15 protein-coding genes and 1 pseudogene are annotated in these 25,830 nt (G+C 70.1%); 2 read left to right on the plus strand and 14 right to left on the minus strand.

Translation table 11 applies throughout. The features are described from left to right. Positions 1 to 42 precede the first annotated feature (42 nt). The 11 genes from O3W51_RS16935 to O3W51_RS16985 form a co-directional block, all read right to left on the minus strand. Positions 43 to 957, minus strand: a complete 915-nt coding sequence (locus O3W51_RS16935; RefSeq protein ID WP_138355497.1) for a carbohydrate ABC transporter permease — start codon at positions 955 to 957, stop codon at positions 43 to 45. Continuing rightward, positions 954 to 1,937, minus strand: a complete 984-nt coding sequence (locus O3W51_RS16940) for a carbohydrate ABC transporter permease (protein ID WP_138355498.1) — start codon at positions 1,935 to 1,937, stop codon at positions 954 to 956. The genes O3W51_RS16935 and O3W51_RS16940 overlap by 4 nt, the downstream gene beginning before the upstream one ends. Further along, entirely contained in the window at positions 1,934 to 3,202 is a 1,269-nt protein-coding gene (locus O3W51_RS16945; protein ID WP_232485512.1) for an ABC transporter substrate-binding protein, read from the minus strand. Before O3W51_RS16945 ends, O3W51_RS16940 begins: the two co-directional genes overlap by 4 nt. An 874-nt stretch (positions 3,203 to 4,076) precedes the next feature. Next, the gene (locus O3W51_RS16950) at positions 4,077 to 6,299 is read right to left on the minus strand and encodes an RICIN domain-containing protein (RefSeq protein WP_138355500.1); all 2,223 of its coding nucleotides are present in this window, start codon (positions 6,297 to 6,299) and stop codon (positions 4,077 to 4,079) included. Between the two features lie 183 nt (positions 6,300 to 6,482). Next, positions 6,483 to 8,102 carry an APC family permease gene (locus O3W51_RS16955; protein ID WP_438817426.1) on the minus strand — a complete coding sequence of 540 codons (1,620 nt, stop codon included), beginning with the start codon at positions 8,100 to 8,102 and terminating at the stop codon, positions 6,483 to 6,485. A 99-nt stretch (positions 8,103 to 8,201) separates the two neighbouring features. Continuing rightward, entirely contained in the window at positions 8,202 to 11,117 is a 2,916-nt protein-coding gene (locus tag O3W51_RS16960) for an NHLP bacteriocin export ABC transporter permease/ATPase subunit (RefSeq protein ID WP_198358061.1), read from the minus strand. A 1-nt stretch (position 11,118) separates the two neighbouring features. Further along, a complete protein-coding gene (locus O3W51_RS16965) occupies positions 11,119 to 13,347 on the minus strand; it encodes an NHLP family bacteriocin export ABC transporter peptidase/permease/ATPase subunit (RefSeq protein ID WP_198358071.1) in 2,229 nt (742 codons plus the stop codon). 53 nt (positions 13,348 to 13,400) lie between these two features. Continuing rightward, positions 13,401 to 14,207: an HlyD family efflux transporter periplasmic adaptor subunit gene (locus O3W51_RS16970; protein ID WP_138355502.1), complete on the minus strand. Its 807-nt coding sequence runs from the start codon at positions 14,205 to 14,207 to the stop codon at positions 13,401 to 13,403. Positions 14,208 to 14,356: 149 nt separating this feature from the next. Then, positions 14,357 to 14,575, minus strand: a complete 219-nt coding sequence (locus O3W51_RS16975; RefSeq protein WP_164296912.1) for a type A2 lantipeptide — start codon at positions 14,573 to 14,575, stop codon at positions 14,357 to 14,359. 444 nt (positions 14,576 to 15,019) lie between these two features. After that, positions 15,020 to 17,842, minus strand: a complete 2,823-nt coding sequence (locus tag O3W51_RS16980) for an ATP-binding protein (protein WP_138355504.1) — start codon at positions 17,840 to 17,842, stop codon at positions 15,020 to 15,022. A 551-nt stretch (positions 17,843 to 18,393) separates the two neighbouring features. Then, a complete protein-coding gene (locus O3W51_RS16985) occupies positions 18,394 to 19,584 on the minus strand; it encodes an MFS transporter (RefSeq protein ID WP_138355505.1) in 1,191 nt (396 codons plus the stop codon). A 460-nt stretch (positions 19,585 to 20,044) separates the two neighbouring features. On the opposite strand from O3W51_RS16985, the gene O3W51_RS16990 reads away from it, so the two are divergent. Further along, positions 20,045 to 21,346, plus strand: a complete 1,302-nt coding sequence (locus tag O3W51_RS16990; RefSeq protein ID WP_244809003.1) for a hypothetical protein — start codon at positions 20,045 to 20,047, stop codon at positions 21,344 to 21,346. A gap of 103 nt (positions 21,347 to 21,449) precedes the next feature. Then, positions 21,450 to 21,614 (plus strand): annotated as a pseudogene (locus O3W51_RS16995) (M24 family metallopeptidase); the annotation flags it as partial. A 16-nt stretch (positions 21,615 to 21,630) separates the two neighbouring features. Here O3W51_RS16995 and O3W51_RS17000 read toward each other — a convergent pair. From O3W51_RS17000 to O3W51_RS17010, 3 genes are all read right to left on the minus strand, one after another. Then, entirely contained in the window at positions 21,631 to 23,046 is a 1,416-nt protein-coding gene (locus tag O3W51_RS17000) for a cytochrome P450 (protein WP_138355506.1), read from the minus strand. A 226-nt stretch (positions 23,047 to 23,272) separates the two neighbouring features. Continuing rightward, on the minus strand, positions 23,273 to 24,340 hold the full coding sequence (locus O3W51_RS17005; RefSeq protein WP_269286460.1) for a DUF1152 domain-containing protein: 1,068 nt from the start codon (positions 24,338 to 24,340) through the stop codon (positions 23,273 to 23,275). Continuing rightward, positions 24,337 to 25,806, minus strand: coding sequence for a coproporphyrinogen-III oxidase family protein (locus tag O3W51_RS17010; RefSeq protein WP_198358064.1), 1,470 nt, complete (start codon positions 25,804 to 25,806; stop codon positions 24,337 to 24,339). The genes O3W51_RS17005 and O3W51_RS17010 overlap by 4 nt, the downstream gene beginning before the upstream one ends. Positions 25,807 to 25,830 lie beyond the last annotated feature (24 nt).

A 25,830-nucleotide genomic window follows, 5' to 3' on the forward strand; every position in this document is an offset into this window, starting at 1 on the left:
GGGTGACCGGCCGTCTTTCGGGGAGCACTTGCGGTGCTGCGCTCAGCCCTTGCTCGATCCCAGGGACAGGCCCGCGATGAACTGCTTCTGCAGCAGGACGTAGACCACCAGGGTGGGCACGGCCGCGATCAGTGCCGCGGCCGCGATCAGGTTCTGATCGCTGACGAACTGGCCCTGCAGGTTGGCCAGTGCGGAGGTGACCGGTCGTTTGTCACCCGACGACATCAGGGTGATCGCCCAGAAGAAGTCGTTGTAGATCCAGGTGGTCAGCAAGGTGGCGAGGGCTGCCAGCGCGGGGCGGCACAGCGGCACGGTGAGCTTCCAGAACCGGGTCCACAGGCCGGCGCCGTCGACCAGCGCCGCCTCGTACATCTCCTCCGGGATCGACTTCATGTAGTTGCTCAGCACGAAGACGCAGAAGCCCTGCTGGAACGCCACGTTGATGAGGATCAGGCCGAAGGCCGAGTTGTACAGCAGACCGCTCTCGCTGAGGAATTCCGGCAGCGGGACCTTCAGGAAGAGCCGGTACAGGGGGGTGATGATGACCTGCTGCGGGAGCAGGTTTCCCGCGGTGAACAGGATGAGCAGGGCGACGTTCAGCTTCACGTTGACCCGGGTCAGTATGAAGGCGACCCCGGTGGAGAGCGCGAGGGCGACCACCACCGCCGGAACCGTGATCAGCACCGAGTTCAGGAAGTAGTGCAGCATGTCCGACTGCGTCCACGCCTGCGAGAAGTTCTTCAGCGTGAGGTGGTGCGGCAGTGAGACATAGCCGTACTTCTGCGTCTCGGCGTACGGCCGCAGCGCGATGTACAGGGCGAACAGTATCGGGAGCAGCCACAGCACCGAGGCGCTGACGAGGAACAGCTGAGCGCTGACCTGCCCCCAGGGGCGGGACTTCGGCCGTTCGCCGGAGCTCTGCTGCGCTGTGACGCGGGGCAGGGTGTCGGTGGTCATGGGGTGTCCTCACGGCGGAACGTCTGGAACAGGAAGATGCTGATCGGGACCAGTGAGATCACCAGGAGCACCACGCCCAGCGCCGATCCGAAGCCCACCCGCTGGGTCTCGCCGACGATGTTGGAGGTGACCAGCACCGAGAGCAGTTCCAGGCCGTTGATTCCCTTGTTGGTGATGTAGACGAGGTCGAACGCGCGCAGCGACTCGATGACGGTGACGACCATGATGACGATGTTGATCGGCTTCATCACCGGGAAGACCACGCGCCAGAACGTCTGCCAGGCGTTGGCCCCGTCGACCTTGGCGGCCTCCCGCAGCGTCGGGTCCACCGCCTTGAGTCCGGCGAGGTACAGGACCATCACATAGCCGGACTGACGCCACGTCGCCTCGACCAGGACGGCCCAGAGGTTGAGGTGTGGATCGCCGAGCCAGTCGATGGCGTTGCTGTCGCCGTTGCGTCCGATGACCGTGTTGATCAGCCCGAAGTTCTGGGAGTACATGAACTCCCAGATGATGCCGATCAGCGCGAGGGAGAGCATCACGGGGAGGAAGAGGATGCTCTGGTACATCCGGCTGCCCTTGATGCCGTAGTCGATGACGACGGCGAACAGCATGCCCAGCGGGGTCGCGAAGAGGATGAAGACGGCCAGCCAGATGAGGTTGTGCTGGACGGCGGGCCAGAACTCGGGGTAGATCGTGGCGGCCTGGTGGTAGTTCTGCACCCCGTACAGGCAGCCGTTGTTCATGATCGAGGGCACGTTGGGCAGGCACGACTTGGTGCCGAGGCTGCCGACGCCGTTCCACTTGGTGAACGACAGCAGGACGGTGCCCAGTGCCGGGAACCAGATGAAGACCAGTTCTATCAGCAGCGGGATGCCGAGGAGCAGTGCGACGACGAGCTTGTCGCGTCCGGAGAGTTTGCGCACGCCGCCCCGGCGGCGCTGCTTCGCCGCCGGGGGTCGCGCTTGGGTGGTCGTCATGAGGTGTAGATGGCCTTTGCCTGGCTCTCCGCGCTCTTCTGCAACGAGGCGATGTTGCCGGAACTCGGGTCGGCGATGAACTTCTGGATGATGGAGATCATCGCGTTGGACATGGCGGGGTCCGCGTCGCGGTCCATGTACTGGGCGACGGCCTTGCACTTGGCGATCTCGGCGACCGACTTCGTCTGGATCGCGTTGTAGGACGGCACCTTCAGTCCGGTGGCCAGGCCGACGTCCCACTGGTCGGTCTTGAGGAACTCGGCTTCGGCCGCGCCGGTGCCGATGTACTCCAGGATCTTCTTGGCGGCGACGGTGTTCTTGGCCTTCTTGCTGAGCATGAAGCCGTCGGTGGGCGCGTCCATGTAGTCCGTGCCGTAGGCCGGGTTGATCTCGGGGAAGACGAAGAAGTCCAGGTCGTCGAGGTTCGCCTTGTCGGTGACGTACTGCGCGGCGACCTGGTTGGTGCCCTGGAACATCATGCCGGCCTGCTTGGTCTCCAGGGCCTTGGCGGCGTCCTGCCAGATCCGGCCGTTGGCGCCGCTCTGTACGTACGGCATGAGCTGGGCCCAGTGATCGAACACCTGGGTCACCCCCGGGTCGGTCCAGGGGATCTCGTGCTTCATCAGCTTCATGTGGTAGTCGTAGCCGTTGATCCTCATGTTGAGGATGTCGAAGGTGCCCAGCGCGGGCCAGCCGTCCTTGTCGGCGAAGGCGATCGGGATCATGCCGTCGGTCTTCATCTTCTTGGCCAGGGCGAGGTACTGGTCCCAGTTGGTGGGGACGGTGTAGCCCTTCGCGCTGAACACGCTCTTGTTGTAGAAGACCACCCAGGGGTAGTTGTACATCGGCACCAGGTACTGGTGGCCGTCCAGACCGGTCGACAGCTTCTTGGCGGCGGGGCCGAAGTTGCCGCCGATCTTCTCCCAGACGTCGTCGATCGGCAGCGCGAGGCCCTGGGCCGCGAAGTACTGCATGCGGTAGCCGGCGAACCAGGTGAACAGGTCGTCCGGCGTGCCCTGCAGATAGCTGGTGATGTTGGTCTGGAAGGTGTTGTGGTCGACCGTGTTGATCTTGATCGGTGAACCGGACGCCTTGGTGGCCGCGCCCGCCAGCGCCGCGAACGCGGTCTTCGCTGCGGGGTCCGAGTAGTTGGAGCCGAAGGTCACCTGACCCCCGGCCGAACCGCTGTCGCTCGGTGTGGACGAGGAGCTGTCACAGGCCGAGAGCAGTCCGCCCGCGACGGAGAGACCTGCGATGCCGGCCATTCCCCTGAGCAGGGTGCGGCGACTCGGCGATGACCCCGGATTGTTGCTGCCCGGCGAGCCGACATCCGACATGGTGCCTCCATGGGTGGTCTGTGGTCTGCGGTCTGCTGTGGTCTGCGGTCACGATGCGGTGCATGGGATGCGGTGCGGCGAAGAGACGGAAGGGGGGTCCCGCTGGGGACCTCCTAGCACCTGATGGTTTCGAACAAAATTCAACAGGATTAACCGGGACCTCGCTCGCAGGGGTAGTTCTACGCCCCCTTACCCAGGGGCGTCAACGCTCCGACCCGGTGGTGTTGTGGGACCGTGATGTAGCGGTACGAGCCGCTCCGGACTGCGGAAATCGACATCCGGCCTTCCCCGGAGCACTCACGGGGGACGGGAAAGGGGGTCAGGACACGCCCTGACCGGTCAAACAAGTTCACATACGTTGCTTCAAGATGCACCATGGATCGCGGTCGCCACCCCTGGGCATCCGGGCCGGCCAGGGCGCACGGCCGATGTGTCGAGGCCGGACCCGTCTTCCGCCGACGTTCCGGCAGGGCGATCCGGCCTTCCTCAGGAGCGGGCCATCGTTGCGTTCGTCCGTTACCCAAGGGCGTCACGCCGAGCACGACCCCCGGCACGGAGCCGGCCGCCGAACGCGGCACCCCGGAGGGCACGCCGACGGCACCTCGGCCCCGGTCCGCGCCGCCGCCACCCGTGGAGAGCCCGCACCGGGCCGGGACCCCCGGCTTCCGCCCTCGGCGCCGCCCGTTGAGTTCCGCAGCATTTTGTTGGAACATGAGCAAAGCGCACCCGAGATCGGTGGTACCGATCGGGTGCGCTTCCCTGGCTCAGTGCGATGCCGGCCGATGGCTAACTCGGTGCGGGGTCAGGCGATGGTCCAGTGCTGCCGCGGCAGATCGGTGTCCGTCTGCTGGGTGACCGTGCCACCGTCGGAGGTCGACGAGGTCGTCAGCAGGAGTCCGCTGTGGACGTTGGTGATCGAGTAGGCGCCGGAGGCCAGCTTCGTCACCCGCCATTTCTGGTTGGCACCGCCGGTGCAGGTCCACTGGACCACTGCCGTGCCCGGTGCCGTGGCGCCTCCGTCGTCGTCGGCGCACAGGTTGGAGTGGGCGTTGACGAGGGTGTAGGAGCCGTCGGACTGCTGGGTGAAGACCCAGTTCTGGTTCTTTCCGCCGTTCAGCGACCAGGTGTCGAGCTGGACGCCGGGCTCCGTGTGCCAGTCGGGATCATCGAGAGCCTTGCCGGACACGGAGATGGTGTGCGTGCCGTTCAGGTTGCTCGCGGCCGTGGTGGCGGTCAGGGTCAGGACCTGCTCGGCGGCGGTACGGGAGCCGCCGACCGGGTTGCCCGTGCCGTTGGTCCAGGTGCGGGCCGGGGTGGTCTCGGCGAGCCGGCCGGTGTCGGACGACATGCCGAGGACGAGACCGCTGTACCGGTTGACGATGCGGTATGTGCCGGTCTGCGCGCCCGCGGAGTTCACGTTCTTGATGAGGAACCACTGCTGGCCGACGGTGGGACCGCCGGACCCCACCGTGGTGGCGGTCGGCTTGGTGGCCCAGGCACGGTTGGCCGTCGCAGCGGAGTTCACCCCGAGCAGTTGGCCGGTGGCGGCGTTGGTGATGCGGTAGGAGCCGTCGCCGTTGCCGGTGAAGCTCCACGATTCGAGACTTGACCCGGTCGCGGCCGTGACCGAGGTGGTGGCCGAGCTGCCGGTGGCCTGGGCGAGGACGCGGCCGGACCCGCTGCCGATCGTGTAGGTCTTCGCCGGGTCGACCGGTGACGGTGCCGGGGCGGACGAGTCGATCGTGAGGTTGACGTACTCGCCGGAAGCGCCGCCGGAGCATCCGAAGGAGCAGTACGAGCGGAAGTTCTTGCCGACGATCGTCGAACTGGTCCTGTTCGCGCTGTCCAGGAACCACCGGTACCACGAGGCGGTGTGGTGGCTGCCGGTGTCGCCGATCAGCGTCCACTTCTGGGTGGAGAGGTCGTCGGTGGCGTAGATCTGCTGTGGGGCGTTGCCACTCTGGTCGACCGCCTGCGGTTCACCGATGTACAGGCCCAGATAGGCGTTGTAGGTGATGTCCATGACGAACAGCGGCGAGGTCGGCGGCATCTTGCCTGCCGCGACCTGCTGGTCCACGGTGCCGGTGTTGGCCGGATCGTACTCGGCCGACGCGGGGGTGTATCCGGTGCCGCCGGCGGAGGTCACCGGCACCTCGTTGCTCTCCAGGCCGCCCTGTCCGGGCTGCGACCAGGAGCCGTTGTACCACTTCTGCCAGGAGCCGGGCGCCATCTTGGACGAGATGGGAGCGCGGGCGGCATGGGCGTAGAACGCCTTCCAGCCGCCGTTCTTGTCCACGATGCGCGAGCCGTAGGTGATGTAGAAGTAGCCGGACGCCGTGTCGACGAAGAGCCGCTGGTCGCCGTCACCGTAGTCGTACGTCTGGTTCGGGAAGGCCGTGGTGTCGGCCCGTGCGGTGCTGTACGGCGAGGTGATCGCGTGGCCCAGGATGTTCCAGACCTTGCCCTGGTTCGTCGAGCGCGCGTAGTCGATCGCGTCGTAGTGCAGGCCGTCGCCGAACGGCTGCGGGGTGAACTCGTTGTGCACCAGGCCGTACCAGTCACCGGTGTCCGGATCGACCCACACCCCGGTCAGGTCGCAGTAGTTCTTCTGCGCGTACCCCGAGCCCGAGGGCGCGGCGGTCGCCGTCACTCCGGTCGGGCTGTTGTTGCAGCGCCAGGTCGTGTCGTTGTTCTTGTCGCTGGAGTTGGCCGGGTTCACCGCGTTGCTGATAGCACTCGACCGCGAGGCGTCGTCGAAGTTCGTACCGGTGAAGAAGTCCCAGTAGCGGGGGTCCGTGGCACCGTACAGGGCGGCGGACTGCTGGAAGTAGAACGCGCCGTCCTTGTCGATGTAGGGGACCGCGGAGGTGTCGGTCGGATGGGCGTAGGAGGCCTTCGAGCCGACGGAGACCGTGTACGTGGCGCCGGGCGGGAGCGCCGACGCCGTTCCCGGTGCGAGCAGGCCGGCGGTGAGCAGCGGGAGGGTCACGGCGAGCGCCGCGAGGACTCTTCGGGGACGGGACACAGATAGTCCTTTCCGTCCGGGTGTGCTGGTCCGGCGGTGGGGGCCGGATCAGGGCAAGCGGGGGGTCGCCCTGATCCCACCGCCTGCGCGAGCCGGAGTACATGTGTTTTTGTTCGCCTCCACTTGGGTTTTCCTCACCGGGTGGGCCCCGTTCATCACGGAATGCCCCAGCACGGGCCCCGGTCAGGTGACCGGGACGGGCGGGGCCGGTTCCACCCGGAGGTGCGCCGTCCCGGAGCGCACGGCCCAGCCGAACACGGCGAGCGCGACGGCACCGACCACGATCGTGTCGTACGGCGCGGGCAGCCGGCCCGAGCCGCCGAAGGTGCCCAGCCAGGACAGCAACGTCAGCGCGGCCAGCTGGCAGACCAGCCAGGCGCCGTCCCGCAGCTCCTCGCGCACCGGCCGCCCGGCGGCGTCGCGGCGCAGCAGCAGGAACAGCGGCACACCGGCGAGAACCAGCGGCAGCGCGAGGCGCAGATCGTGCCAGCCCGACCAGTAGACGAATTCGGTGGCCACCACGAAGCTGATCGGCGCGATCCAGCGCACCCCGGGTACCTGGCCGTCCTTGCGGGTCACCCCCTGCTCCCTGTCCCGCGCCCGGAACACGGCGACGGCGACCGCGGACGCCGCGTAGATGAGCAGATACATGTCGCCCATCACGCTGACGATGTCCTGCCAGCCGCCGAACGGCAGCATGAACAGGACGATCACGACGAGGTTGAGCAGCAGCGCCCGGTGGGCCATGCCGGAGCGGGCGTCGATCCGCATGAAGAAGCGCGGCAGCAGGCCGTTCTTGGCCAGGGCGTAGGTGTGCCGGGCGTCGATCGCGACCCCGACGTAGGCCGAGCCGCCGGGCGAGACCACCGCGTCGGCGTAGAGCAGGGTGGCCAGCCAGTGCAGGTTGAGCACCAGGGCGAGCTGCCCGAACGGTGACTCGAAGTTCACGCCCTGCCATCCGTGGCCGAGCAGCGAGTCCGGCACCGTGAAGAGGAAGGCGAGCTGCAGTCCCAGGTAGACCAGCACGGCCAGCCCGATGCCGGTGAGTACCGCGCCCGGCACATTGCGCCGGGGGTTGCGGGCCTCGCCGGAGAAGTCGAGCGGCGCCTGGAAGCCGTTGACGGAGTACACGATGCCGCCGCTGGCGAGCGCGGTCAGACAGGCCGCGTAGCCGTACGGTGCGAAGCCGCCGTGGTCGGTGAGCCGCCCGGAGTGCGTGCCGGAGAGGAACAGCGCCACCACGGTGACGACGGGCACGACGACCTTGAACAGCGACACCAGGTTGTTCAGCCGCGCGAAGGTGCGTACCGCGAACCAGTTGAGCGCGGTCAGCAGGATGCTCAGTCCCGAGGCCACGGCCAGGCCGGACGCGGTCAGCCGGCCGTTGTCGTAGAGGCCGGGGAGGTAGTGCGCGGCGTACTGCATGATCGCGCTGATCTCCGCCGCCGTGCCGCCGACCGACAGCAGGACCGACCAGCCGATCACGGTGCCCACCAGCCGGCCGCTCGCGTAGAGCGGCCAGCGCACGGTTCCGCCGCCCTCGGGGCGGGTGGCGCCGAGCTCCACCATCACCAGCGCCACCAGGCCGCACAGCACGCCCGCCGCGACCCAGGACAGCAACGAGGCGGGCCCTGCGGTCTGCGCGGCGAACATGGCCGCGAACAGCCAGCCGGAGCCGAGGATGTTGGAGAACCCGATCGCCGCCAGGCTCCAGAACCCGAGCTCCTTGCGGAGCCGGCGTTCCTCGCTCAGTACCGTGGGGGCGTCCGGAGCACGCTGCGGCTCGCTCTGCGGCACGTGCACCGCACCTCCTCATGGGACGGGGAACGCTGGGTTCCCCAGCGTGTCACGCCGGGCGCCGCGGACCGCAGAGGAGCGCTCCCCGGCGGGCGCGTGGCTCGTTCAGCGCATCTGACGGCGCACCAGCTCATGGAACATGCCGCCGGTGTCGGCGAGGAGTTCCGCGGGTGGACCCTGCTGGAGGACCCGGCCCTCCGACATGACGATCACGCGGTCGGCGTCCATGACGGTGGACAGCCGGTGGGCGATGACGACGCGTGTCGAGCGCAGTTTGCGGGTGCTCTCGGTCACGACGCGCTGGGTCTCGTTGTCGAGGGCGCTGGTGGCTTCGTCGAAGAACAGGATGCGCGGGTGGCGGATCAGGGCCTGGGCGATCATCAGGCGCTGCCGCTGGCCGCCGGAGACGGTGCCGCCGCCGTCGGAGAGGACGGTGTGCATGCCCATCGGCATGGCCTTGATGTCCTCGGTCAGGCCCGCCATCGCGGCCGCCTCCCAGGCCTCTTCCAGGGAGAACGTCTCGGAACCGCAGATGCAGTCCAGGATCGAGCCGGTGAACGGCTGCGCGTTCTGCAGGACGACCCCGCACTGGCGGCGCACGGCCGCCGGGTCGAGGGCCGTCAGGTCCTGACCGTCGTAGAGCACGCTGCCGGAGACCGGCCGGTCGAAGCCGATGAGCAGCCGGAGCAGCGTCGACTTGCCGCAGCCGCTGGACCCGACGATCGCGACGAACTCGCCCGGCAGGATCCGGAACGACACGTTGTCGAGCACCAGTGGCGCGTCGTCGGCGTACCGGAACGACAGCTGCTTGACCTCGATCTCGCCGGACAGGACGCCCGGCTGTATGGTGCCGCCGCCGACCTCGGGCACCTCGTCGAGCAGCGGTTTGATCTGCTCGAACAGCGGCAGGACGGAGACGGCGGAGATGAGTGCGCCGGTCAGCTGGGTCACCGATGTCAGCAGCATGGTCACTGCGGTGTTGAAGGTGAGGAAGCTGCTGGCCGACAGGGTCCCGCGGGCCGGACCTGCGAGCAGCATGAACATGACGAGGGTGCAGAGCGGCAGATAGACCGCGTTGACGACCGTGATCAGGTTCTTGATCCGGCCCACGCGCTGCTGCAGCTCGCGGCTGCGGGCGAACTCGCGGGCCCAGGACGCGTAGGCGAAGCTCTCCGCCGCGGCGACACGCAGTTTGGGCAGTCCGCGCAGCGTCTGGAACGCCTGGTTGTTGAGCTTGTTGCCGAGCGCGATCAGCCGGCGCTGCCACCGCAGTTGCCACAGCCCCAGGCCGAGGAACACCGCGCCGATCACGGTGAGCATCGCCATCGCCAGCAGGGCCAGCATGGGGCTGTACCAGAGCAGCAGAGCGAGGTTCACGGCGCCGACGGTGCCCGCCTGCACGGCCACCGAGCTGATGCCGGACAGCACGCGGCGGATGGCACTGATGCCCATGGCGGCGCTGGCCAGCTCTCCGGTGGAGCGCCCGGCGAAGAACTTCGTCGGCAGGCGCAGCAGCCGGTCCCAGACGGCCGGCTGGAGTGTGGACTCGATGCGCCCTTCCATGCGCAGGATGGAGATGTTCTCCAGCAGCATGAAGGCGGCCGAGACGATGGTGGTGGCGACGATCGCCAGCGAGGTCTGGACGATGAGGCTGTTCTCGGCGTTCGGTACGTAGACGCCGAGCACCTGTCCCGTCGCGATGGGCACCAGCGCGCCCAGTCCGACCGCGACCAGACCGCCCAGGATCAGGTTGCGCAGGTCAGCCCGGGTGCCGCGCAGACTGAAGCGGAGCAGCCGCCAGGCGGCTATGGGCTGGTCGGGCAGCGGACGGTAGAACATGACGGCGCGGGGCTGGAACGCGGCCGCGGCCGCGCCCCCGCCCGTACTCCCGATGCGCGTCCGCTCGCCGGTGACCGGATCCACCGCCTCGTATCTGCCGCGCCGCCACAGCAGCGCGACCGGGGCGCCCGTACCGGCCCGGTGGCCCAGCAGGGGGCCGGAGTTCTCCCGCCACCAGCGGCCGTCGAGTCGGACCGTGCGGGTGCGGAAGCCCGAGCTCACCGCGATGCGCTCGACCGGGCTCGACCGTCCGTTCGCCGAGCCGCCCTCCACGGGCGCCGAGACGGTGATCCCGGCCGCGTCGGCGACTCTGCGGCAGGCGGCGAGTGTGGCGTCGTCGGTGCCCTCGGCCGGGTGGGACGGGGCCCTGCCTCCCGGCCTGTCGATGGAGGCCAGCAGCGCCTGGTCCGCCTGCGCGCGCACCGTCCGGCCGGCCTCGATGCCGGCCGCTGTCCGGTTCTCATGGGCGCGCTCGATGCGTTCGATCCAGCGGTCCAGCGCGAACAGCAGCCGGGACTGCTGATTGACCACCCGCTGCCACATCGCACCGTCGATGAGCAGGTCGGCGGCCGCCTCGCTGCTGAACGCGGCGCCGTACTGCACGCTGCCGGGGGCCACCGGCATCCACAGGATGTTGTCGTCGGCCGCTTCGTACTCCGCGGCCGGCTCCGCCGTTCCCGGTCCATGGCCCGGCTGACCGTCGTGGGGCGCCTCGAACAGGACGCGCAGGCTGCGTCCGACCCCGCGGGCGAACGCGTCCTCCAGCGGGCTGAGGGGCACTTCGTAGCCGCTGTACGCCTGCTGGTCCGGGTATCCGGCGTACCCGCCTCCGCCGTACCCGGGCCCGAACAGTTCCCGCAGCTGGATCCGGCGCAGTTCGCACCCTTGCAGGGGCCGTCCGACGAGGGTGTGGCGCGGGCCTTCCGCCGGTCCGAGCACCAGGGTTCCCGTTTCGAGCCGGCCGAGGAAGTGCCAGTGCCCCTGGTTTCCGGCGTCGACCGCGAACAGGTCCATCGCCCCGCCCACGACGAGCCACAGCACATGGGGCCCCTCGAGGCTCATGCTGCGGGCGCCGGCGCAGTCGACGGGCTGTCCCAGACCGCCGAGGGCACCGACCACCACATCGCCGGGCACGGCGCCCGGCACGGCGTCGGCGATCACGGGGTTCTGGACGGATGTCATCTCAGTGCTCCCTGACGAGCTCGGCGTACGGCCCCCCGGCCGCGATCAGGTCCTCGTGCCGACCGCGCTCCACGACCGTGCCGTGGTCGAGCACGACGATCTCGTCGCTGTCGCGCACCGTGCTCAGCCGGTGCGCGATCACCACGCAGGCACAGCCCCGCCGCCGCAGATTGTCGATGATCACCTGCTCGGTCTCGGCGTCCAGGGCGCTGGTCACCTCGTCGAGGACCAGGACGCTGGGGCGGCGGACCAGGGCCCGGGCGATCTCCAGCCGCTGCCGCTGGCCTCCGGAGAAGTTGCGGCCGTCCTGCTCGACCCGGCTGTGGATGCCGCCGGGACGCCGGGCGACCGTGTCGTGGATGGCGGCGTCCTTGAGCGCGGCGATGACGTCGTCGTCCGGTATCGACGGATCCCACAGCGCGACGTTGTCCCGGACGGTGCCCTCGAAGAGGAAGACGTCCTGATCGACGAAGGAGACCGAGGCGGACAGCGCGCTGCGGGAGATCTCGTCGAGCCGCTGCCCGTCGATGCGGATCGCGCCCTCCCACGGGTTGTAGAGACCCGAGATCAGCCGGGACACCGTGGACTTGCCGCTGCCGGAGCCGCCGACCAGCGCGACCTGCCGGCCGGGGCCGACCGACAGCGAGAAGTCGGTGAGCAGCGGTTTGTCGAGCGGGCTGTAGCCGAAGGTGACGTTCTCCAGTGTCACGTGCCCCTTGAGCCTGCGGGTGCTCGCGGCCGGCTCGCTGCGGGAGTACAGGCCGTCCACCGGGAAGCTCTCGACGTCCTTGAGCCGGGCCACGTCGGCCGCGAAGTCCTGGATCCGGCCGGCCACCCCGTTGAGCCGGGTGACCGGTGCGGTGAAGCTGGTCACCAGCGCCTGGAAGGCGACGAGCAGACCGATGGAGATGTGGCCCTCCACCGCCCGCAGCCCGCCGATCCACAGGATCAGTGCGCTGTTGAGCGCCGCGAGGGTGGGCGCGACGACGGCGAGTACCGCGCTGGGCACGCCGAGCCGCTGCTGCCCGTCCAGGGTCGTGGCGTGCTGGCCGGCCCAGCGGCGGAAGTAGCCGTTCTCGGCGCCGGTCGCCTTCATCGTCTCGATGAGCTGGAGCCCGCCGTACGAGGTGTTGGTCAGCCGGGCGCTGTCGGCACGCAGCTTCTGCGTACCGGTGGCGCGGATCCGTACCACCACGCGCATCGCCGCGACGTTGAGCAGCGCGATCAGCACGCCGACGACCGTCAGTTGCGGATCGTAGGTCCACAGCAGGACCGCGTAGAGCACCACGACCACGGCATCCACCCCGGCGGCGGCGAGGTCCCTGGCCAGGGTCTCGGCCACCGTGTCGTTGGACTGCAGGCGCTGGACGAGGTCGGCCGGGTTGCGCTGGGCGAAGAACGTGACCGGCAGCCTGAGCAGATGCCGCATGAACCGGGCGCTGCCGAAGGTGGACGAGATGATGCGGCCGCGCAGCAGGTTCGCCTGCTGAACGGCGGTCAGCACGACGGTCAGCACGACCATGGCAGCCATCGACCCGAAGAGCACCGGCAGCAGCGACGTCTGATTGCCGAACAGGAACAGGTCGATGTACGTACGGCTGAGGGCCGGCGCCGACGCTCCGACGACGACGAGCAGGAAGCTGGCGATCAGCGCTGCCGCCATCGTGCCCGTGGTGCCGCGCAACCGGGCCGGCAGGGCGCTCATCACCCCGGGCTTGCGGCCGCCGCGGCGGAACCTGCCGCCGGGCTCGAAGGTCAGCACGACGCCGGTGAAGCTGGAGTCGAACTCCTCCCACGACACGAAACGGCGGCCCCGGGCCGGATCGTTGAGGTGGATCCCCCGGCGGCCGAACCGCCGTCCCATCCCGTCGAAGACGACGAAGTGGTTGAACTCCCAGAACAGGACGGCCGGCGCCCGCACCTCCGCGAGGGCGGCGGGCTCCATCTGCATGCCCTTGGCGTCCAGACCGTACCTGCGGGCCGCCTTCAGCACGTTGCTGGCCCGGGAGCCGTCACGGGACACACCGCAGGCGATGCGGAGTTCTTCGAGAGGGACGTGCCGGCCGTGGTGGCCGAGCACCATGGCGAGCGAGGCGGCACCGCACTCCACGGCTTCCATCTGCAGAACGGTGGGACTGCGGACGGGTTTCCGGCTCTTCGGCCTCCTCGGCCTCCTCGACTTCTGCTGCTTCCGCGGATTGGGCGCCGGCGTCGGTCCCGGCGCACGCATCGGCTCGGGGCGGTGCCGACCGCGGCCTGCCGGGGTCGGGCGGTGCTGCGCGCTCACGGAAGGACCCAATCGATCGGATGCTGCGCGGTCAGGTGGATGGCGCCGCTGACCAATGTCGTGGAATCGATCGGGTACGGCGGTCCGTGCGCCGACGACCAGGTGAAGCCGGATGTGGTGCCGGCCGACCGTTCCAGCTGGACCATGACCGCCACCGGCGGGCCCTGCGCCGAGAACTGCTCGCCCAGCTGGCGGTCCCCGAGGAAGTTGCTGATCTGCTGCCGGGTCTCGGGAATCCGGCCGATCGCCAGAACGCGGCCCCGCAGTACACCGAACCGCTGCGCCGGCACCGACTGGACGGTCAGCTCCACCGAAGCGCCCACCGGGATCGTCGGCGCGCTGCCGCCCGGCGCGTACAACACCGCCACCAGTGGGTCGTCGGGCCTGTCCATGTGCTCCACCGTCGCCAGGTCCGCGCCGGTGGCGACGACGGCGCCGGTCCTGGCCATGATCGCGGTCACCCGGCCCGCCGCCACCGTGCGAACGGTCTCGGCCTTCCGGTCCGTGCGTACGGTCAGCAACGGAGCGCCCGCCGGCAGCGTGTCGCCCTCTTTGGCGAGGGTGGCGGTGATCTGGCCGGCGACCGGACTCTGCAGAAGGTAACTGCCTTCCGCATGCGTCAGGATTCCGGGTGCGTTCAGCTTGGACGACACCGTGCCCGTCACCGCCCAGAAGCAGCCGACGGCCATGACGACCGCTGTGACGGTCAGCACGAGCCAGCCCTGCGGCCGAGCGAGAAGCACCGGTACGTCGAGGTCCTCTGGCGATTGCAGCTTGGACAGCGCCTTTTGGCGGAACTGCACGGAAGTATTCCTTCAACTGCATTCGGGTGCGGCATTCATAGGCCCCGGAACGAGGGGTTCCGGGGCCTATGTCCAGCCTTACGATGCGTCAGAAGCACCGCTGGGCCGGGTCTTGCTGACGCTATGACGTCTCGTGGCGAACCTGACGGTCAGAGACCGGCGGCCAGACCGTTGACCTGCGCCGGGAGAAGACCGGTGACCGTCGAGAGCGGCAGCGAGACCGGCAGGACCGACTCGACGGTGCCCACGATGGAGCTGGCCGACAGACCGTCGACGCCGACACCGACGCCGACACCGCCGGAGACGTTGTCCAGGTCGCTGTCGGCAATTTCGCGGGTCTCGACCTGGGGGGTGAAGTCGTTGCGCATGACTTGCGGTTCCCTTCATAGCGGTGGGGGGTTCATGAATAGTGTCGGCCGGTTCGGCGGAAAGCCGGTCCGGCCGGTTCAACGGTCGTCCGATGCCCGAATAATTCGGAAATCCGTTTCGCAACTCCCGTATGTCGCAAGACACAACCACGTCAACGCGCCGCCGGGCCACCTTGCCCGTCACAGTGTTTCGGTCGGCGTTTCGGTACCGCGAGACGTGCACCGACGGCATTGCCCACCGAATGCCGACGACTTCTTCACATGCCGGAAACGGGCCATTCGCACGGGCCGGTCCTGCCGTCGATCCTGAACGGACATATCCGCGTTTAGGGTTCGGCGCCCGTCCGGAGCGGCGTGATCCCGCCGGGCCGCTGTGCGTTTTCCGCGTGCGCGCTGTGCAGGATCACCGGGGGCGGCGGGGTGTCACGGATGGTCGCCGCCGGTTCACCGGGAGTCGGCGAGTGCCGTGGGCATGCCCTGCAGGACCGCGGGAAGCCGGTCGCGTCCGCCGATGCCGAGTTTCCGGTAGGCGTTGGTGAGATGGATCTCGACGGTGCGCTGCCCCACCGACAGGACCTCGGCGAGCTCCCGGTTGGACTTGCCCTCGGCGGCGAGCATGGCGGTACGCAGTTCGGCGGCCGTCAGCGCGGCGACTCCGTCCGTGTGCGAGGACTTCGGCGGGCGGCCGCCCGACGCGGACAACTCGATACGGGAGCGGGTCGCCAGGTCCTCGCAGCCGCACTCCTCCGCCAGGTCGAGCGCGGCACGCAGCGCCCGTCTGGCCGGCACCGGACGCTTGTCGCGGCTGAGGGCCGTGCCGTACTCGGCCAGGGACCGTGCGAGCTCGAACCGGTCGGCGGAGCGCTGCAGAACGGAGACCGACTCCTCCAGCGCGGCCAGCCCCTGCGGCCCGCCGACAGCGGCCCCCAGCGTCCGGAGCGCGACCCCCAGCGGACCGGGCGCACCCCATCGGCGGGCCAGTTCGACCGCCTCCGTGGCCTTGCGGCGCGCCCCGGCGGTCTCACCGAGCATCAGCAGGGCCGCCGCGCTCTCGGTCTGCCACGCTGCGACGGCGGGGTTCAGCACGTTCCAGGACGGCAGCCGGCGGCCGGCGGCCAGCAGGTCCCGGAGCCCCTCGGCCGGGTGTCCCGCGACGGCCCGCAGCCGGCCCCGGGCGAGCAACAGGGCGGTGCCGCCCCAGGTCTTCGGCAGATCGCCGCACAGGTCCGACAGTTCGACCAGGCTCTCCGCCTCGTCGTACGCGCCCAGGTCGACCAGGATCTCCACCCGCCGGGCCAGGAGTTCCACCGCCGCGCCCGTTCGCCGTGGTGCCCCGCAGCCGATGAGCATCTCGAACGCGATCCGGGCATCCTCGGCCGCGGCGGGCAGCCGGCCGAGCCGGTGGGCGACGACACCGCGCAGCGACCGGGCCGCGGCGAGGGCGGGCCGGTGCTGCCAGCGTTCGGCGTGACCGACCATCGCGTCGCAGAATTCGTGGGCCTCCTCGGCCCGGCCGGCCTGGGCCAGCACCAGGACGCTGCGCAGGATGGGCCGCATCGCGTCGGGGGTGAGGGGCAGGACCATCAACGCCTGCTGGGCGAGGGCCACGGCGCGGGAGCGGGACCTGCCCGCCCACCCGGTCCGCAGGGCGAGCAGGCTCAGATAGCGCCCGTCGGCCGCGCCGCCCTGGGGGGCCGGCCTGGGCAGACGGTGCAGTTGCCTGGCCGCCGACTCGGCGGTCGCCTCGCAGTCGAACCGCAGCTCCACCGAGCAGAGCGCCATGTCGGTGGAGCCGGAACCCGCCTGCGTGCGGACGAGTTCGACGGCGGCCTCGTGGCGTCCTGTCATGGCGAGCAGCTCCGCCAGCTCCCGCACCACACCCGGCCGGCCCTCCGGCTCGGCCGGAGGGGAGGAGACCGCGGTCAGATGGCGGATCGCCGCGCCGAAGTCCAGATACCCCTCGGCCCGGCCCAGCGCCCTCAGGAGCGGTACGCGGTCCTCGTCCGGGACCGGCTCGCCCAGCGCCCTGGTCAGATACGCGACGGCCATGTCGGGCTCGCCCCGGCCGAGGGCGGATTCGGCGGCATCGCGCAGCACGGCGACCACCCACGGTTCGGCCGGTGCGGGGGTCGCCATGAGCTGTTCGACCACCCGGTCCTCCGGGGCGCCGGTGTCCCGCAGGATCCGGGCCGCCGCGCCACGCAGGGTCCGCAGTTCCGCGAACGGCAGGTGCTGGATCACCGTGCCGCGCAGCAGCGGCTGCGCGAAGGACAGGAACCGGTCCTCCACACGCAGCAGTCCCGCCCGCCCGAGCGCCGTCGTGACCTCCATGACCACCGGCGGCTCGACACCGCAGACGGCGGCGACGCGGCTCACGTCCGCATCGTCGCCGAGGACGGCGACGGCTCTGGCGACATCGAGCGCGTACGGCGATATTCGGCGCAGCCGGGCGTGCAGCCGGGAGGCGAGCCGGGGTACCGCGATATCGCCGAGCACGGCTGCCGGGCCGGCGGTGGGCGTGACCGCCCGGTCCTTCAGGACCTCGGTCAGCTCGGTCACGCACAGCGGGTTGCCGCCGGTCTCGCGCAGGAACGAGGCGACGAACGACGCGTCCGGCGGGGCGGCCAGGGCGCGTTCGACGAGCGTCGCCACGGCCGGGGCGCCGAGACTCGCCGGGTGCAGCTCCACCGTGCTGACGGCCAGCAGCTCGTCGAGGGCCGCGGCATCCGTGCAGGGCTCACCGGGGCATACCGTCAGCAGCACCGCGATCCGGGCATGTTCGACACGTTGCGGGAGGGTGCTCAGCCAGCGCAGCGACTGCCGGTCCAGCCACTGCAGGTCGTCCACCGCCACGAGTACCGGAGCCCGGGACGCCAGATGCGCGAGCCCACGGTGCAGGGCGTAGAGCTCGGTCAGCGACGCCTCGCCCGCGGGCCTGGTGACCGGCAGCTCCCGGGCCCGGGACACGGAGCCGGCACAGGTGACCAGGCCGGCTTCCACGAGGTCCGGCAGCACGGGCTCGAACAGTCTGCTCACCAGTCCGAAGGACAGGTCGCGTTCGGCCGAGCTGCCCCGGGCGGTCAGCACGGTGAAGCCGCTCCGCCGGGCGCGGCGGACCGCGTCGTCGAGCAGAGCCGTCTTCCCCGTCCCGGCACCGGCGCTGACCACCACTACGCGGCCGGCCTCTTCGGCCGCTCCGGCCAGCATCGCCTCGACCTCGGCGATCTCCGTGTCGCGGCCGACCGGACCTGACGTGGCCGTGTTCATGGACTACCCATTTCCTGCGGCCGGGCGTCATGACGCGGACGTGCCGACGAGCGGGCCCGGCAGGGACGGCGTGCCGCGTCGGCGCTCACGCCGTGCGGCTCCCGCCCCGCCGGGGGACGACTGCCTCCTGCTCTGCCCGGTCGGCCACGCCGTCACCCCCGGCCCTGCTCGTTTGAGGGACCAACCTGGTGCGGACGTTCCTCGTCGGGTCTTCGGCAGTTGAGAGCGAGCATCCCGACCGCGGCCGGCCATCCATGGGAGCACGACGGACGATCGCCGGGTCGCGCCATGTTCACACACCGCACATCAGAGGGGACGGATCGGATCGGGCGAGGCCCGGCGGGCCACTGTAGTGGTCCCGGGATCCCGCGGGAGCCGGCGGCCGGAATCGGGCCGTCCGGTTCGGTCGGGCCCCCAGACCGTATCGGCCATCGTTCGGGTTCGCCATGCCTCAAGTGTTCGATCGGGACACCGCGAGCGGGCTACCGCTCCCCCGCACCCGACCCACAGCCCCCATCAGGCCGATGGGCGGACCGACTTCGGGCCCGCGCTCACGTCGTCGCCCGTTCCGGCCGCCGGAGCAGATAGACGGCCGCGGTCGAGACCAGGACCGCCATGCACGCGATGAACACCAGCCCCGCACCCTCCAGACCGATCGGACCGGTCAGCACCCCCACCCCGATCACCGGCACCGAGATACCCGCGTACGCCACCACGAACAGCGTCGAGATCACCGACGCGCGCCGGTCGGCGGGAGACGCCGCGGCCACCGCGGACAGCGCCCCGCGGAACGCCAGCCCCTGCCCGGCACCACCGACGATCGCGCTCAGCGCCACGAGCAGGAGCAGGTCCCACCGCAACGCGCCGGCGAGCAGCGCCAGCCCGGCGAAGAGCCCGGCGCAGCCCAGCGGCAGCGATCGCTCCACCCCGACCCGGCCGACCGCGAGCTGACCTGCGGTCGACGAGAAGAAGGCCAGCGCGACGACCAGCCCGCTCACTGCGTGGTTGTCCACGCCCAGGGACTGCGAGAGGAAAGCGGGGCTGACCGATGTGAACACCCCGAACAGGGCGAACCCCACGAACGAGGCGATCGCCGCCGGCCCGAACACCGCGCGCACCTGTTGCGGCAGTCCCGGCCGCTGCGGCCGTACAGCGGCCAGCGGTCGCCGCTCTCGTACGGTCTCGGGAAGGCGCAGCAGCGCGGCCGCCGAGACCGCCACCAGCAGGAGGTGCACGATGAACGGCAGGTACAGCGGCCAGGCGGCGTACTGCGCGAGCACTCCGGCGAGCAGCGGGCCGCAGCCGAGTCCACCCATATTGGCGGCCGTCGCCACGAACGTGGCCCGGGAGGTGCCACCCTCCGGTGCCAGCTCCATCACGTAGGCCGTGGCGGCCCCGGTGAACAGGCCGGCGGAGAGTCCCGAGAACAGCCGGCCGGCATAGAGCCAGCCCAGCCCCACGGCGCACAGGAAGGAGACGGCGCTCGCCACCGCGAATCCCAGGCCCGCCAGCAGCACCGGCCGCCGGCCCACGACGTCCGAGGCATTGCCCGCCAGCAGCAGCACACCGATGACCCCGAGGGCGTAGACGGCGTACACGACCGTCACCGTCAGCTCGGAGAACCCGAACTTCTCCTGGTAGAGACCGTAGAGAGGGGTCGGCAACGTGGTGCCGGCCATGCACACGGCGAACACCGCCCCGCCGAGGAAACACAGGCGCCACCCTTGGCGATCACCGACCATGCCACCGACGGTAACCGCGCGCCCCGCCCCGGGCCTGCGCGGCAAGACCGACACGCCGCGCCGCCGCACCACTCGGCGGTTGTCAAAGAGTGAGTGGTCGTGAGTCCCGTGCGGACCGGCCGCGTAGGACCACGTAGCAACCGTCGACGGTGTTGCGGGGCAGCACCGTGCCGGATACCCGTGGGCGTTCTTCGTGATCCAGCTGGAGGTCAGCGAGATGAGCCACCGACAGGCGAACAAGCGGTCCGAAATCATCGCCGGCACCGCGGCGGCCGTTCTCGCGGCGACCGTGATCCTGCTCCCCAACGCCGACGCGAGCACCGACCGGCCGCACTCCCCCGCGCCCGCTTCCTCCGGGACGGCCAGTCGCCCGGGAGGCCTAGCCCCGGATGCGGGGACGGTGGCCCGGCCTGCCAATGGTAGGTAGCGGCAGGCTGGCCGCACTTGCCTTTGGAGCGCTATGAGCACCCCGCCCGCGACGCCCATGCCCGATCCGCGGGCAGCCGACCGGACGGGGGGCTCGCGCGCCGGACGGATCGTGAAGAGCACCCTCTCGATCGTGCTGATCACGCTCACCTGCATCCTCGTGCCGGTCTCACTGATCGCCGTCTGGGTCCACGACATCGCGCTGGACACCGACCGGTACGTCTCCACGGTCGCCCCGCTCGCGGAGAACCCGGCGATCCAGGACGCCGCCGTGAACCGGATCGGCGAGGCCGTGGGCGTCCGGGTCGACGGCAAGCAGGTCGCCTCCGACCTGGCCGCCTGGCTGGAATCCCAGGGCCTGCCGCCCCGCGCCGGCGATGCTCTCAAGGCGCTCGGTCCCAAGATCGACGACGCCGCACAGCAGGTCGTCGAAAAGGTGGCGGGCAAGTTCGTGCGGAGCGACAAGTTCGCCACCATCTGGACCAACACCAACCGGCGTGCCCACTCCTCCATCGTGCACGCCCTCACCGGCGAAGGGCGCGGTGCGGTCGGCGTCGACGACGGCACCGTCACCCTTGATGTCGGCGCCGCCGTGGACAGCGTCAAGCAGGAACTCGTCGACTCCGGCCTCGCACCGGCTGCGAAGATCCCCGACGTCGACAAGCAGATGGTGCTCCTGCAGTCCGACAAGATCGCCAAGGTCCGCGGTGCGGCCCATCTGCTCGACGTCGTCGGGAACTGGCTGCCCGTGCTCACCGCCCTGCTCGGCACCGCCGGGGTGCTGCTCGCCCGCCGACGCCGCCGCGCACTGGTGACCGTCATGCTCGGCGCCGCCGGCATCTGCCTGATCTTCGCCATCGGCCTCGCCGCCGCCCGGCACTACTACCTCGACCACCTGCCCGCACAGGTCCAGTCCCCCGCGGCCGCAGCGGTCTTCGACACCCTCCTGCACTTCCTGAAGGTCAGCATCCGCACCGCGCTGGTCCTCGGCGTGGTCGTCGCGCTCGGTGCCTACCTGTCCGGCATGGGGCGGCTGCCGCGTGCCGTCCGTGGCGCGGCCGAACGCACAGCGGACTCCGCCGCGCGCTGGGGCGCCGCCCACGGAGTGCGTACCGGCCAGGCCGGCACCTTCACGGTGCGCTACCGGAAGTGGCTCACCACCGGCGTGCTGCTGCTGCTCGCGCTGATCTTCGCCCTCTGGAACCACCCCACGGTGCTCACCGTCCTGCTGCTGGTGCTCATCCTCCTCGCCGTACTCGCCGTACTCGCCCTGCTGGCCGCGACCGGCCGCACCACCGGCGCGCGCCCGGACGACGCCGGGCATCGAGCAGGCTGAGTCCGTCCCACGCCTGGCCCGACCACTGGCCCGAAGCCTGGCCCGACCACTGGCCCGAAGCCTGGCAGTCCTTCCGGAGGAACGAACAGATCACCCGACTCGCATCTGTGGCGCCAAGGCCGAGTCGTACATCGCCCCGGACAACGACACCCCGATCCGCCGCACCGACCGCGCGGGCCGGCGCTGCCACTGGATCCTGGAGATCCATCTGATCGACGAGCAGCACGGTTTCGGCGGTTTCTACGAGCAGCTGCTCGACCTGGCGTGACGCCGGTGGTCCTCCCTCATGCGCCGGTCGATGCGTCGTGGCTCGTGCGGTGCAGGCGCAGCGGAATCGGGGTGGGGCGCAGGGCCAGGCCGGGGACCGGGCGGACAGGGGAGCCGGGCAGGGGGTTCAGGTGCCACCGGTCGATGACGGTTGCCAGGGTGAGGGTGGCCTCGGTGAGTCCGAAGTCGTTGCCGATGCACTGCCGGGCGCCGGCGGAGAAGGGGATGTACGCCCCGCGCGGCAACCGGCTCGCGGGGGTGGTGAGCCAGCGGTCGGGGTCGAACCGCTCGGGGTCGGGGAACAGTCCTTCCTGACGGTGCATCTGATAGGGGCTGAAGATCACCGTGGTACCCCTGGGAAGGACCGTGTCGCCGAGTCGGCTGTCCTGAGTCACATTGCGGGTGAAGAGCCAGCCTGGCGGGTACAGACGCAGCGCCTCGGAGATGACGCGGCCGGTCAGCTCCAGCCGCGGCAGGTCGTGCCACTCGGCCGCTCTGCCGCGCAGGACGGTGTGGACCTCGGCGCGTACGCGCTCCTGGATCCCGGGGTTGCCGGCCAGGAGGTGGCAGGCCCAGGCCATGGTCGATCCGGTGGTGTCGATGCCCGCCATGAGGAAGGACATGACCTGGTCATGGATCTCGGACAGGGCCAGGCCGTCCGTGCCGTCCTCGTCCGAGCCATCCCGGTCCCCGTCCCTGTCGTCGTCCCTGGCCTCCAACAGCAGGGACAGCATGTCCTCGTGGCGCTGGCCGCGTCGGCGGTAGTCGCTGATGATCCCGTCGATCGTCGCGTTCAGTGTGGCCTGGGCCCGCGCGCAGCGCCGGCTCCACGGGGCCAGCTGCCTGCCGAGCGGCGCGAACATGTTCCAGAACCCGGCTTTGACGATGATGTCGATGCACCGCACCATCTCCGCGATCGCCGCTTCGTCCGGCCCGGCGGCGAACAGCGTCGCGGTGGCCACCCGCGCCGAGTTCGCGTGCATGCACGAGAAGGCGTCGATGGTCTGCCCGTCCGTCCATGAGCGGGTCATGGTGTCGATGTGCCCGGTCATCGTCGCGGCGTAGGCCGGCAGGCGATCGCGCCGGAAGGCGGGCTGCAGCAGGCGTCGCTGGCGCCGGTGAGCCTGGTGGGGACAGGTCACCAGGCCCTCTCCCAGAGTGCGCTTGCTCTGCTCGTAGATCGGTCCGGCCTTGTCGAAGGTCCGGTCGTCCATCAGCACCCGGTGCACCAGGTCCGGATGGCACACGACCAGGCCGTGCCACGGACCGATGCCGATGCGGACCAGGTCCGCGTGGGCGGACAGCGAGGTCAGGAACGCCAGCGGATCCTTCATGATGCGCGGCGCGTGGCCCAGGAGCCACCACCTGCCGGGCGCCGTGCCCGTCGTGTAGGCCTTCGCCTCCTGGTGCCCGCCGTGTGCCGCGCCGGTCACGCGAGCACGCGGCGGGCCGGAGCCGGCGACATTGCCGTCCGCGGTGCCGCGTGCTCGGCACTGCGGGTCCGGGGGGCGGTGCGGTGGTGCTGGGACATACGGTTCCTCGCGGCGGGAGCCTTCGGACCGACTGCGGATCGGTCGGACGAGGTGAGAACTCTCCAAGGAAACCGAAGTTACGTCGCCGGGCCGCAGAGCACTCGAAGGAGGAGGAACCCCTGACGGTTCACATCACGAGGGGCAGCAACGGTCCGTCGGCCTTAGTGAGTTCGCGCAGCCGTGGGATGTCCCGCCAGGAGAGGCCGAGAACGCGCGCCGCGTACCGGAAGGTGACGCAGCCGGCTCCCGGTGCGGACTGCCAGAGCATGTACAGGACTTGGTCCCTGCTGGTGGGTACGGGGACCGCTCGCGAGGCGGGCGCGGTGGCCGAAAGGCGTTCGGCAGCCTCGCGTTCGCGGGCCAGTTCCGAGAAGCCGCACGTCCGCAGAGCGAGGCGTTCCGCGTCCTCCAGGCTTCCTGGCTGTTCCTGGTACAGGGCCCGGGCCAGCGGGTTGTGGGCGAGCGCCTGGTCCAGGGTGAGGTGGTGGACCTGCCCGCTCGCCGGGGTGAGCCGGACCTCGTCGCCCACCGTCCGTACCGTGCCGCGCCGGCCGGTGGCCGCCGCGGCGAACAGGGCGGAGGCTTCCGAGGGATGCCAGGCGAGTGCCGCTGCCGCGGCCCGGACGTCCTGGTCCGTCGGCGTCAGGTGTCCGCCGGTGAGCCGAGGGAGGAGAACCCCTTCCGGGATCTCACCGTCCAAGCCGGGACCCGCGACATGGACGCTCGCCGTGACCCCGGCGGTGGCGCAGGCGGCCAGCGTCAGTGCGTCGGGAAGCGGGCTCTGCAGAGTGGGTTCGTCGCCGTGGGTGAGGATGTCGCCTCCGATGTCCACGATCCTGACCTGCCCGCAGCCGGAGGCGTCGGCCGCACGGCGGATCTGCCGGGCGAGTCCCGGCACCCCCTGGTACGGATCGAGCAGGAGGAGCGACGGACCGAGGCTCTCCGACAGGCGCGGCAAGGTGGAGCCGGCCGGTGGAACGGCGGTCGTCCGCCCGGTGAACCGGTGTCCGCCGGCGCTCTCTCCCCACCCGGTGAAGGCGGCCGGCCCCAGCGGGCCGGGCGTGGGGTCGACCTCGAGCCGTTCCCATGCGTAGGTCGCGATGACCGCGTGCGGGTCGCGGGAGGTGGCGGCGTGCACGATGGCGGTGCCGACGGGATCTCCGCCGCCTCCCGCGGCGATCAGCAGGTCGCTCAAGCGGACTTCTCCCGCTGCTCGTTCTTCTCCTGCAAGTTCTCCTGCGTGGTGACGCCGGTGATCCGCACGGGAGTGCCCATGTTCTTCTTCGCGCGGCTGTTCCTGTCGTGGAGGTTCTCGTAGTGCTCGCGGTCGAGTTCGATGACCCGGTCGGAGAAGAACGACCACGACAGGATGTCGCGGTACTTGAACCCCTTGGGCGTGAGCTGGATCCTGCGCGGTCCGACACGGTGGATCAGCCCGTTGGCCTCCGCCGCCTCCAGAACGGGGTCGATGCGGTCGCGCAGCCCGGCGAGCCCGATGGCGTCCAACTCGCCCAGATCCAGGTCGAAGCTGTCCAGGACCAGCCGCTTGCGGACGATCTCCTCCGGGGTCAGCGCGAACCCGGTGGTCGGCACCAGGGAGTGGTTCCTGGCCTGCGTGATGTAGTCGGCGACCTCACTCATCGACGGCTTGACCGAACCGGTCATGTAGTCGAGCACGCCGGTGTAGGAGCGGGCTCCCACCCCGAGCCCGAGCAGCGGCACCCCGTGGAACGTCAGCACCTTCTGCACATAGCCGCCCCGGCCCGGTGTCTTGTACCGGACGGAGCCTTCCTGCACATAGCCGTGCTCGGTGAAGACCTCGCGGGCGTAGTCGTAGCGGTCGTACAGTTCCGGCTTCCACATGTATTGGTAGGCGCCGGTCCTCGAGAACCAGGCGTCGGGCCGCACCGTGAGGAAGTAGGTGCTGATCGTGGTGGGCGCCAGCGCCGCGAGCTCGTCGACCGAGTGCCGCCAGCTCTCGTCGGTCTGTCCGGCGAACCCCATGATGAGGTCCGTGGACAGGTCCGGCAGCCCCTTGTCCTGGACGATCCGGATCGCCTCGCGGATCACGTCCTGCCCGGCCTGGCCGCGCCCGGCCTCGCGGATCTCCTGGGGCACCAGCGACTGGATGCCGATGTTCGCCCGGGTCAGCCCGAGGCGTATCAGCCCCTCGAAGCCGTCCGGGTCGGCGACGATCGAGTCCGGCGTGGCCTCGACGGCGACCTCTTCGACGGTGCTGCGCCAGTTGGGGTAGACCTCGGCGATCGTGGCGAATATCTGCTCGAAGTGCCGCAGGGACAGCAGCGCCGGGGTGCCGCCGCCGATGTAGACGGTCCGCAGGCGGCGCGCCTGGATGATCTCGGCGTGGTCACGGATCTGGGTGCACAGCGCGTCGGTATAGGCGTCGTAGAGGTCCTGATCGGTGGAGATAACGGTGTAGAGATTGCAGAAGCCGCATTTGTAGCGGCAGAAGGGCACGTGCAGGTACAGATTGAGCTCGGGTACCTGATATTTCGTCAGATCCTGTGCCCACAGTTCCTGTAGATCCCACTGGCCGGGAGCCAGCGGGCGATAGGTGGACCGCGGCGGATAGGAGTAGTTGTAGGGCGGAATCACACCTTGGGCTATGCAGTCGGCGAGCTGGTCGGTCGGATTGCTCACGGATTCCCTCTCCTGGGCGTGAGG

It is taken from the genome of Streptomyces sp. H39-C1 (assembly GCF_027158125.1).
In the GTDB taxonomy this organism is placed as follows: domain Bacteria; phylum Actinomycetota; class Actinomycetes; order Streptomycetales; family Streptomycetaceae; genus Actinacidiphila; species Actinacidiphila fildesensis.